This window comes from Catenulispora pinistramenti, from assembly GCF_018274385.1.
GTDB classification, from domain to species: Bacteria; Actinomycetota; Actinomycetes; order Streptomycetales; family Catenulisporaceae; genus Catenulispora; species Catenulispora pinistramenti.
The window spans coordinates 21,350-32,068 of the sequence record NZ_JAAFYZ010000111.1 but is presented as its reverse complement, the minus strand read 5'-3'; the positions used below and the strand labels follow the sequence as shown (position 1 = coordinate 32,068).

Annotated in this window: 9 protein-coding genes; all 9 read left to right on the top strand. The window is 71.1% G+C overall.

Annotation, left to right across the window (positions count from 1 at the left end; genetic code table 11):
* Positions 1-2,381 (top strand): murein biosynthesis integral membrane protein MurJ (gene murJ, locus KGQ19_RS27860; RefSeq protein ID WP_212014009.1); only part of this gene is annotated, 2,381 nt, incomplete at its 5' end.
* Positions 2,382-2,564: 183 nt separating this feature from the next.
* Positions 2,565-4,310: a protein kinase family protein gene (locus KGQ19_RS27855; protein ID WP_212014007.1), complete on the top strand. Its 1,746-nt coding sequence runs from the start codon at positions 2,565-2,567 to the stop codon at positions 4,308-4,310.
* A 12-nt stretch (positions 4,311-4,322) separates the two neighbouring features.
* On the top strand, positions 4,323-5,000 hold the full coding sequence (gene sigM, locus KGQ19_RS27850) for an RNA polymerase sigma factor SigM (RefSeq protein WP_212013997.1): 678 nt from the start codon (positions 4,323-4,325) through the stop codon (positions 4,998-5,000).
* Entirely contained in the window at positions 4,997-5,851 is an 855-nt protein-coding gene (locus KGQ19_RS27845) for an RsmA family anti-sigma factor (protein WP_212013995.1), read from the top strand. The genes sigM and KGQ19_RS27845 overlap by 4 nt, the downstream gene beginning before the upstream one ends.
* A 109-nt stretch (positions 5,852-5,960) precedes the next feature.
* The gene (gene trxB, locus KGQ19_RS27840; RefSeq protein WP_212013993.1) at positions 5,961-6,914 is read left to right on the top strand and encodes a thioredoxin-disulfide reductase; all 954 of its coding nucleotides are present in this window, start codon (positions 5,961-5,963) and stop codon (positions 6,912-6,914) included.
* Between the two features lie 107 nt (positions 6,915-7,021).
* Positions 7,022-7,348, top strand: a complete 327-nt coding sequence (gene trxA / locus KGQ19_RS27835) for a thioredoxin (protein WP_230419538.1) — start codon at positions 7,022-7,024, stop codon at positions 7,346-7,348.
* Between the two features lie 91 nt (positions 7,349-7,439).
* Positions 7,440-8,582, top strand: coding sequence for an N-acetylmuramoyl-L-alanine amidase (locus KGQ19_RS27830; protein WP_212013986.1), 1,143 nt, complete (start codon positions 7,440-7,442; stop codon positions 8,580-8,582).
* 130 nt (positions 8,583-8,712) lie between these two features.
* Positions 8,713-9,735 (top strand): DUF371 domain-containing protein, encoded by a 1,023-nt coding sequence (locus tag KGQ19_RS27825; protein WP_212013984.1) that lies wholly within the window; start codon positions 8,713-8,715, stop codon positions 9,733-9,735.
* Positions 9,732-10,484 (top strand): class I SAM-dependent methyltransferase, encoded by a 753-nt coding sequence (locus KGQ19_RS27820; protein WP_212013981.1) that lies wholly within the window; start codon positions 9,732-9,734, stop codon positions 10,482-10,484. Before KGQ19_RS27825 ends, KGQ19_RS27820 begins: the two co-directional genes overlap by 4 nt.
* The last annotated feature ends 235 nt before the right edge of the window (positions 10,485-10,719 follow it).

Here is a 10,719-nt window from a genome sequence, read left to right as displayed (position 1 = left end):
ATGCCCCGCAGTACCGCGAGCAGTACGCCGGTCCGCAGAACCCGCCGCGCGGCGGCCGGGAGCCGTACGCCGCCGACCCGCGGCAGGCCGGTCAGCCCCCGTACCGGGACGGCGACCAGTACCGGGATCCCGGCGCCTCCTCGCTGGGGCAGCGCCGCGACCCGCGCAGTCCGCAGCCGGATCCGCGGCACCCCCAGCAGCACGCCGGGCCCCCGCACGGCCGACAGCCCGACCCGCGCCAGGCTCCGCACGCGGACCAGTACGGCGAGCAGTACGGCGGCGGCGCTTCGGGCGCCCCCGACCCGCGCCGTGCCCCGGCCGATTCCTGGCAGCCCGCCCCGCCGAACGGGAACCACGATCCCGTCCCCGGCCGGCGCTCGGGCGAGGACAACCGCGCCCTGTTCCGCGACGAGGTCCCGGGCCGCGGCGGCGACCAGGAGCCGCCGGCCTGGCAGCCGCCGCAGCAGGAGCAGTACGGCGCCGACGACGAGCAGGAGCGCGACTGGCGCGACGACTACGAGGACGCGGTCAGCGCCACCCGCTGGGACCTCTCGCCGATCCCGACGATGACGGTCGCGCCCCGCCGCGCGAACCCCAGCAACCTCGAAGCCCTGATACCACCACGCCGCGGCCGGGTGCAGGGTCCGGCGACGCGCGGGCCCGGCGGGCCGGCCGGCACCGGACCGGGCACCCGCGAAGGCGGTCCCTGGGACTCCAGCGTCCGGGACCGCACCGCGACCGAGGTCCGCCCGGCGGCCCCGGCCGAGCCCAGCGTCGGCCGCGCCTCGCGGCTGATGGCCCTGGGCACCCTGGCGTCCCGGCTGACCGGCCTGGTCCGGCAGTTCCTACTGGTGGCCGCAATCGGCACCGCGAGCATCGCCAACTCGTACACCATCGGCCTGAACCTGCCGAACATGCTGTACATCCTGATCATCGGCGGTGCGCTGAACGCGGTGTTCGTGCCGCAGCTGGTGCGCTCGATGCACCGGGACCGCGACGGCGGCTCGGCCTACGCCAGCCGGCTGCTGACGCTGGTCCTGACCGGCGTGCTCGTCCTGACGATCCTCACCGAGCTGTTCACCCCCGAGCTGGTGGACCTGTTCTCCAGCTTCAAGGGCTCCGACCGGCAGCTGGCGATCGACCTCGGCCGGATGTTCATGCCGCAGATCTTCTTCCTGGGCCTGTTCGTGGTGCTCGGCCAGATCCTGAACGCCAAGGGCCGCTTCGGCCCGATGATGTGGACCCCGGTGCTGACCAACGTCGTGGTCATCGGCTCCACCAGCGCCTACTGGTACATCAACCGGAAGAACGACCTGACGCCCTCGACGATCCCGGCCTCCAACGTCCGGCTGCTGGGTCTGGGCGTCACGCTGGGCATCGCGGTGCAGGCGCTGACCCTGCTGCCGTACATCAAGTCCGCCGGCATGCACCTCACGCTGCGCTTCGACTGGCGCGGACACGGGCTGGGCAAGGCGGTCACCCTGGCCAAGTGGACGCTGCTGTTCGTCCTGGTGAACCAGATAGGGCTGGCCGTGGTCATGCGGTACGCCTCCAACGTCAACAACGACGGCTTCGAGCACTGGGGCGTGGCGGCCTACAACAACGCCTTCATGATCTGGGGCCTGCCGCAGGCCCTGATCACCGTCTCGGTGATCACCGCGCTGCTGCCCCGGATGAGCCGCGCGGCGGTCCGCAACGACCTGGCCCAGGTCCGCGACGACATCTCCTACGGCCTGCGGGTCACCGGGGTGGCGATCGTGCCGTCGGCGTTCGCGTTCCTGGTCCTCGGGCCGCAGATCGCCGTGGTGCTGTTCAAGCACGGCGGCATGTCCATGGACAACGCGCACATCATCGGTTACATGCTGTCCGCGTTCGCGCTCGGCCTGATCCCGTTCTCGGCCCAGTTCCTGATGCTGCGCGGCTTCTACGCCTTCGAGGACACCAAGAGCCCGTTCACCATCAACATCTGGATCTCGGCGGCGAACGTGGCGATGAGCTCGGCGGTGTTCTACGCGCTGAAGGGCGGCGGCCAGGAGCGCTGGGCCGTGGTCGCGATGTGCGCGGTCTACGGCATCGCCTACTGCCTGGGCCTGGCGATCACCGTGCAGAAGCTGAAGCGGCGGCTGCACGGTCTGGACGGCAAGCGCATCATGCAGACTTACGTCCGGTTGATAGGAGCCTCAGCGGTCGCGGCCGGGGCGACGTTTATCGTCGCTTTATATGTGAACCGTATGGTCGGTCAGAGTTGGCTGGGCTCCGCCGTCTCGCTGGCGGTCGGCGGAGGTCTCCTGGCCACGCTGTACGTGCTGTGCGCCCGCCTGATGCACGTGGAAGAAGTCGAGCAGCTGCTCGGCTCGGTACGCGCGAAGTTGGGGAGGTAGCCGCCTGGCGATCACCCGGTGCCGACCGCTCGAGAGACGTTTGCCGATGCAACCGCCCATGGTTCTGAACGGTCTGCACAGATGAGGGTCTGACAACGCGCCACGAGGACGGCACGAAACCTAATACCATGAGGCGGGGATGACGAGACCATGCCACAGAGCATGCACGGACCAGGGAGTCATGTGGCAGCCGCGGACCAGACCACCGATCCGGACGGCGGCATCGGCGCGGACGCCGAGGCGCTGATCCTGTCTCTCGGCGTGACCGCCGGCGACCGGCTGGACGGCCGGTACCGCCTGGACCGAGTCCTGCACACCACGGGACCGGCCGTGACCTGGCTCGCCGCCGACGAGAAGCTGAACCGCCCGAACCGGATCCACCTGCTGCGCGCCGACCAGCCGCGCGCCGATGCCTTCATGGCCGCCGCCCGGGCCGCGGCCGCGATGGCCGACAACCACTTCGTCCAGGTCCTGGACGCCGTGCCGGACGAGGGTCTCTACTACGTCATCACCGAGTGGCTGCACGACGGCCACACCCTGGGCGAGGTGCTCAGCGGCGGTCCGGTCCCGGTCACCGAGGCGGTCCGGATCACCACCGAACTCGCCCGGGCCATGACCGAGGCGCACGACCAGGGCCTGGCCCACCTGCGGCTGTCCCCCAAGACCGTGCTGCGCACCGACACCGGCGAGGTGAAGATCCTCGACCTGTGCCTGGCCGCGGCGCTGACCGGGACCGTCTCCCGGGACCCGCTGGGCACCGACCTGACCGCGATCGGCGAACTGTCCTACGCGCTGCTCACCGGCAAGCGCCCCCAGCAGCCGGACCCGATCCCGCCGAGCGAGCTGCGCCCGGAGGTCTCCCCGCAGCTGGACGAGGTGATCCTGCGCATCCTCGGCGACGGCCCGGCGGGCCCGCAGTTCCAGACCCCGACCGAGGTCGCCGACGTGCTGGCCCAGCTGCCGCGTCCGCGCTACGAGGCCCCGCTGCCCTCGACCCCGCAGACCGCGCCGCTGCGCCACCAGCAGACCACCGTGATGCCCGCGATGCCGGCCGGCACCGCCCGGACCACCGCCATGCCGCAGGTGGCCCCGAGCTACCAGCCGGCGCCCACGTCGCAGCAGCGCCCGGTGGGGCACACCGCCCCGCAGCGGCCGGCTTCCTACGACGAGGACGAATACCGCCCGCGCGGCGGGGGATCCGGGGGCGGCTACGGCGGCTCGCGCGGCTCCGGCAACGGTGGCGGCGGCCGGAACAGCTCGACGCTGATCGGCATCGGCGGACTGGCCGCGGTAGTGGCCATCGCGCTGTTGGCCTACACGATGTTCAGCGGCAGTGGCAGCAAGGGCGACCAGAAGGCCGGCGCCACGAACAGCTCCGCCTCTCAGTCCTCGACCACGGGTGCCAGCCAGGCGCCGCCGTCGGCCGGCGTCACCGCCGCCTCGGTGTCGATCTACGACTCGGACGACGGCAGCGAGGGCAAGGGCTACCTGGTGAACAACCAGATCGGCGACAAGGGCTGGATCACCAACCAGTACTGCGGGCCCACCCCTACCCACAACGGCAAGCCCAAGGGCACGGGGCTGATCTTCGACCTGGGCTCGGCCAAGACCATCTCCAACGCGACGGTCACCATCGGCACGGCGGGCGCGGCCATGGAGATGTGGACCGCGGACTCGTCGGTCACTTCAGTACCCTCCATCAGCGCCGGCCAGCCTCCGGCGGGGTTCACCAAGGCCGCGTCGGCAGACCCCGGCAGCACCACGGTCACGCTGAAGGCCAACTCCCCGGCAAGCACCCGCTTCGTCCTGATCTGGTTCACCCAGCCGCTGCCGGCCGCCCCGAGCCCGGACATGTCAATACCGTGTGCCAAGGGTGGGACCAGCCGCTATGGCGACTCCATCATGTCCGTGAAGTTCAACGCCTCCTGATCCGCATCGACCATGCCGCCCCAGCGCGCCGACCTCACCCTGCTCGACGACCGGGCCCTGCTGGCCCGGCACGTCGAGGGGGACGGTGACGCCTTCGGCGAGCTCTTCCGCCGGCACCGCGACCGGCTCTGGGCGGTGGCGCTGCGCACGCTGAGCGACCCGGAGGAGGCCGCCGACGCGCTGCAGGACGCGATGATCTCGGCGTACCGGGCGGCCGGCTCGTTCCGCGGCGACTCGGCCGTCACCACCTGGCTGCACCGGGTCGTGGTGAACGCCTGCCTGGACCGGATGCGGCGGCGTACCAGCCGGCCCACCGTCCCGCTGCCGGAGGTGGAGACCGAGTACGCGCGGCCCACCGCCACCGACGACATCGCCAACACCGACCTGCGCCTGGCCCTGCGGTCGGCGCTGGCCACCCTGCCCGAGGAGCAGCGGGTGGCGCTGGTCCTGGTGGACGTCGAGGGCTACAGCGTGGAGGAGACCGCCCGGACCCTGGGCGTGGCCCCCGGAACCGTCAAGAGCCGCTGCGCCCGGGCCCGGGCGAAACTCCTGCCACTCCTGAGACATCTCCGCGAGGGAGACCCACCGCCGCCCGCGGGGAAGGCTGAACCAAGCGGGAACCAAGGGGGCGCGGCGCGCGTCAAAGTTCCGACGCGCCAAGATCGACGGGAAGGAGGCAGGGCCGGATGATCACCGATCCCGCCGCTTCCCAGCCCGGCACCCACCTCGACCCGGACCAGCTCGCGGACCTGTTCGAGGGGCTGCTCGATCCGCCGGCGACCGAGTCGGCCCGGGCCCACCTGGCCTCGTGCCCGCTGTGTTCCACCGACTTCGCCCTGATCGCGGGCGACACCGGGCTCGCCGATCTGCTGCCGCCGGTGCCGATCCCGCAGGACGTCATGATCCGTGTCGAGGCCGCGCTGGACCGCGAGCCGCCGCTGAGCACGGCCCCGGCCGCGGACACCGTCCCGGCGGGCCATGCCGCCGCCCGGCCGCGCCGCCGGCGGTTCCGCATCGCCCTGGGCAGCCTGGCCGGGGCGACGCTGGTGATCGTCGGCGGGATCGGCGGGATCGTCGCGCTGAACAGCGGGAGCGGCGAGGCCAAGAGCAATGCCGACAGCGCGGCCGCGAACGGGGCCGTCACCCGCCCTGATGGCGTCGGCTCCCAGTCGGACAAGGCCCCGGGCCCGGGGATGTCACCTCAGGTCGGCGTCGGTCCCGACCACGGCTCGTCGAGCACGACAGACAGCACCTTGACTATTCAGCAGCAGGCTGAGGACTTGATCGGTGGCCACATGTCGGCCCCGGCCAATGGCACGTCCCAGGGGAGCAGCCCGGTGTGTCTGCCGAGCTCGGTGCCGAGCGGCGCACAGCTGCTGGCCCACACCCAGACCCAGTACCAGGGCAAGCCGGCGTCGCTGTCGGTCTACTCGCAGCCCGGCAGCACGACGGTCGCCGACGTGTATGTCGTGGACCTCGATTCCTGTACTTCGGGCAAAACCGGACAAGCTGTCACCCAGACCACGATCCCCCGCCCTTAACACCTCGTGTGAAACCCGCCACGTGGCGCGGCCGGGAATGCATCTTGCCTAGGATCGGTTGAGCCAACCGGCACTGAAGTCGCCCCAGGATTCGAGAGGCCAGGCTCACGTGAGCGAGATCCGAAACGTCATCATCATCGGTTCCGGACCCGCCGGGTACACCGCCGCGGTCTACACCGCGCGTGCGGGCCTGAATCCGCTGGTGTTCGCCGGTTCCGTGACAGCCGGCGGCGCCCTGATGAACACCACCGAGGTCGAGAACTTCCCGGGCTTCCCCGAGGGGATCATGGGCCCGGATCTGATGGACAACATGCAGAAGCAGGCCGAGCGGTTCGGCGCGGAGCTGGTCTTCGACGACGTCACCGCGGTCGACCTGACCGGGCCGATAAAGAAGGTCACCGACTCGGCGGGCACCGTGCACGAGGCGCACACCGTCATCGTCTCGACCGGCTCGGCGTACAAGGAGCTGGGCCTGCCGGACGAGAAGCGGCTCAGCGGCAAGGGCGTCTCGTGGTGTGCCACCTGTGACGGCTTCTTCTTCAAGGGCCAGGACATCGTCGTGGTCGGCGGCGGCGACACCGCCATGGAGGAGGCGCTGTTCCTCACCCGCTTCGGTCAGACGGTGACCGTCGTGCACCGCCGGGATGAACTGCGGGCGTCCAAGGTGATGCAGGAGCGGGCCTTCGCCAACCCGAAGATCTCCTTCGTCTGGGACTCCGAGGTCGCCGGCATCGAGGGCGACGCCCACGTGACCGGGGTGCTGCTGCGCAACCTGAAGACCGGTGAGGAGACGCTGAAGCCGGCCGGCGCGCTGTTCGTGGCGATCGGCCACCTGCCGCGCACCGAGCTGTTCCGCGGCGTGCTGGACCTGGACGACGAGGGCTACATCAAGGTCGACTCGCCGACCACCCGGACCAGCCTGCCGGCCGTGTACGCGGCCGGCGACGTGGTCGACCACACCTACCGGCAGGCGATCACCGCGGCCGGCACCGGGTGTGCCGCCGCGCTGGACGCCGAACGGCACCTGTCCGAGCTGGCGCACCACCAGCCCGTCACCGTCTGACCGACGTTTCCCGTGAAACATCGCGAGGTTTCACGGGGCTGTATTCGATTTAGAGGCGCCGCCACCCCGGACGCCGACTACATGAGGAACTACACGAGGAGCACACCATGGGCGACATCCGCGCAGTGACCGACGCGACCTTCGAGACGGAGGTCCTGAAGAACGACAAGCCGGTGCTGGTCGACTTCTGGGCGCCGTGGTGCGGCCCGTGCCGCCAGGTCGCCCCGGTGCTGGAGGCCATCTTCGCCGAGCACGGCGAGAAGATCGACGTCGTGAAGCTCAACACGGATGAGAACCCCCTCACCCAGGCCAAGTACGGCGTGCGGTCGATCCCGACGCTGAACGTCTACCGCGGCGGCGAGGTCGTGAAGACCATCGTCGGCGCCAAGCCGAAGGCCCTGCTGCTCAAGGACCTGGCTGACTACGTCGGCTGAACCAGAGTCGGCTCGTCAAAGGGGCGGTCTTTTGACCGCCCCTTCGGCTTTGCGCGGGAGGCGAGTGGCAGAGTGCGTAGGGTAGAGGACCGTGACCACTGAACCGACCTACCGCCGCGGCGACTCCGGTCCCGCGGTGGCCGCGATCCGCGAACGCCTGGCCCGGCTCGGCCTGATCGACGCGGGGAGCATCCCCGCCCAAGGCGAACCGGTCTTCGACGAGGCGGTGGAGACCGCGGTCCGCCACTTCCAGCAGACCCGCCGCACCACGGTCGACGGCATGGTCACCCCCGGCACGATGCGGCTGCTGGAAGAAGCCTCCTGGCGGCTCGGCGACCGCGACCTGACCCCGGCGGCCGACCCGCCGTTCGGCGACGACGTGGCCGAACTCCAGCGCTCGCTGCTCACCCTCGGCTTCGACTGCGGCCGGGTCAACGGCGCCTACGACCCCACCACCGTCGGCGCGGTCCGCGAGTTCCAGCGCAACGTCGGGCTCCCGGCGACCGGTGTCACCGATCTGGCGACCGTGCAGGCCCTCAACCGCCTGAACCGCCGGATGGCGCACGGCGGCCTGCTGCACGCGATGCGCGAATCAGAGGCCATCCAGAGCGCCGGTCCGGCCCTGCCCGGCAAGACCCTGGTCCTGGACCCCGGCCACGGCGGCCCGGACTCCGGGGTCGGCGCCGGCGGCCTGATCGAGGCCGAGGTGGTCTTCGACATCGCCGACCGGGTCAAGACCCGGCTGGAGAAGCTGAGCGTCACCACGTACATGTCGCACGGCCCCGGCGGCAGCCCGGACGACCGGCGCCGCGCCGAGAAGGCCAACGAGCTCGGTGCGGATCTGCTCATCTCGCTGCACTGCGACGCCCACAGCAACCCGGCGGCCTCCGGCGTCGCGGCCTTCTACTACGGCAACGACCGCTTCGGGCACAGCTCCCCCACCGGCGAGCGGTTCGCCGGCCTGGTGCAGCGTGAGATCACGGCCCGCACCGGCCTGGCCAACCTCGGCACCCACGGCATGACGTGGGACGTGCTGCGCTACACGCAGATGCCCGCGGTGCGGATCGAGCTCGGCTACCTCACCAGCCCGCACGACGCGGCCCTGCTCGCCTCGCAGCGGTTCCGCGAGTCGTGTGCCGACGCCATAGTGATCGCGGTCCAGCGGCTGTACCTGCCGCCGGAGTCGGACTCCCCGACCGGTGTGCTGCGGCTGGCCGAGCTGCGCGCGCAGTAGGCGATCGGGCGTCGGCGGGTCCCGAACAAGTCACCCGGACCCGCCCGCTGGTATCCGTTGGCCCTCCCCTCACCGCCGACCGGCGGGTCACCGGGAGCTGAGCCCGGGATCGCGCCCCTACCCTGGAACCGTGCCCCATCCCCACCAAGCCGTCCTCGTCGGCCGCGGCCACCCGGCGATCCGGGCGACCCACGCGAAGACCTTCGAGCTGACCGCGGAGCCGGCCATCACGCCGCGCGCGACATGTGTGCTCGCGGTCGCCACCGTCCTGGACCCGAACTTGGCCCCCTTGCGCGGCCGGGTCCGGCTGACCCTGGCGACCCCGGGGCTGCCCGCCCTCATCGGTGAGGCCACACTCAATCCGCGGCGGGCACTCACCGACCGCGCCGTCATCCGCCGCAGCCGCACCCTCGACGCCGACACCCTGGCCGTCGACTCCACGCTCACCGCGGACGACCTCCCGGACGACTTCGCCGCCGCCCTCGCCGACCCGGGCCGCGAAGTGACCCTCACCGTGGAAGAGCTCGGGCCGGAGCGCCCCCTGCTGCGGATCACCTTCGGCGACCGCACCCGGCTCCCCGCCGCGAAGGCCCTTGTTTCACGGGAAACCATCGATGTTTCACGGGAAACCGTGGACCTCACCATCGCCGAGGACGCACCGCCCAAGGAGGTCGCCGCGACCAACGCAGTGCTCGAACGAGCGGCCGCCGCCGGAGCCCGGGTCGCGGTCCCCGGGCCGCACAAGCCGCTGGAAGCGCTTCTGGCCACGGGCCTACCTCCTTACCCCTGTGCCTACCTGGGGAGCCCTCAGCGCCTCTCCACGCTTCCTCTGACACCGGTCGTGTTCCACATGCCGGTGGCGAGCTCTGCCGCGCTCTTCGCCGGGCGGGACGTCTGGATCGAGGACACCTCAGAACTCGACCTCGGCACGGCCATGACACCTACGACCGCGGCCGCCGCGGTCCAGACGCCCGGCGTACTGACCGTCGTCGGCCCGGCCGCGTCCGACGCCGAACCCGTCGACCTGACCGCCGTCGCCCGTGCCCTCACCGAAGCCGGTATCGCCCCCAGGACCCTGACCGAAGCCCTGGCCCCCTTCGGGCTCACCCGCAAACGGCTCTACGCGCTTCTCAACGAGCAGGACCAGACATGACCCGCACCGCCGCCCTCAAAGTCCTCGCCGGCAAGAAGCTCACCGACCTGGCTCCCACGGAGCTGGCCGGCGCCCTGGCCGCCGCCGAGCGGGTCCTCGTCGACGTCGGCACCGGCGACGCCCGCACCGCCTACCGCCAAGCCGTCGCGCACCCGGAGTGGTTGGTGATCGGCGTCGATCCGGCGTGGCAGCGGATGACCGAGACCGCCGTGCGGGCGGCCCGCAAGCCCGCCAAGGGCGGGGCCCCGAACCTGGTTCTGGTGAGCTCGGCGATCGAGACGGTCCCGGCCGCGCTGCACGGGGTCGCCGACGAAGTCACGGTGCTCATGCCGTGGGGCAAACTCCTGCGCGGCGTGGTCCTGGGGGAGACCGACGTACTGTCCGGGCTTCGTGCGGTCGCCAAGCCTGGCGCGCCTTTGGAGATCTCGATCGGCACCAGCATCTGGCGGGATCCGATCCCGCTGGAGATCCGCGATCTCCCCGAACTCACCCCGGAGGCGGTGGCCTCAACCGGACTGGCCGATCGTCTGGCCGCGCTCGGCTGGCAGCTCGCCGACGTCCGGCTGGTGCCGCACACCGAGCTCGACACCATCAGCTCGTCGTGGGCGCGGCGGCTGGGGTCGGGGGCCACCGAGACCGTCCTGCACCTCCGAGCGATCGCGGTCGACCCACGTGACCCGGTGCGGCCGCAGGACGCCGCTGCCGAACCCGGCCAGGACGCCGCCGGCGAACCACAGCGCGACGTTTAGCGCATGCCGGATCGTGAGCCGGCCTTTAAGCCCTGAGGCGATCCGTCTGCGCATCAGCCGGCTCCTTCCGGATCAGATCGGCGATGACCAGCGGAAAACCCGCCGCTGAGCTGCCTATGCGGCGTTCCGCCAAGGGGATGTTAGTCCTGTCACACGTCGCCGAAAAGGCGGACAAGCCCCCGGGAAGATGGCTTTGCCTGCTTGACTTGGTGAACAGGCATCCACCTTCCGACTC

Coding starts and splice junctions, on each gene's coding strand:
- sigM (WP_212013997.1), top strand. CDS start 4,323: ATGCCGCCCCAGCGCGCCGACCTCACCCTGCTCGACGACCGGGCCCTG.
- KGQ19_RS27845 (WP_212013995.1), top strand. CDS start 4,997: ATGATCACCGATCCCGCCGCTTCCCAGCCCGGCACCCACCTCGACCCG.
- trxA (WP_230419538.1), top strand. CDS start 7,022: ATGGGCGACATCCGCGCAGTGACCGACGCGACCTTCGAGACGGAGGTC.
- KGQ19_RS27820 (WP_212013981.1), top strand. CDS start 9,732: ATGACCCGCACCGCCGCCCTCAAAGTCCTCGCCGGCAAGAAGCTCACC.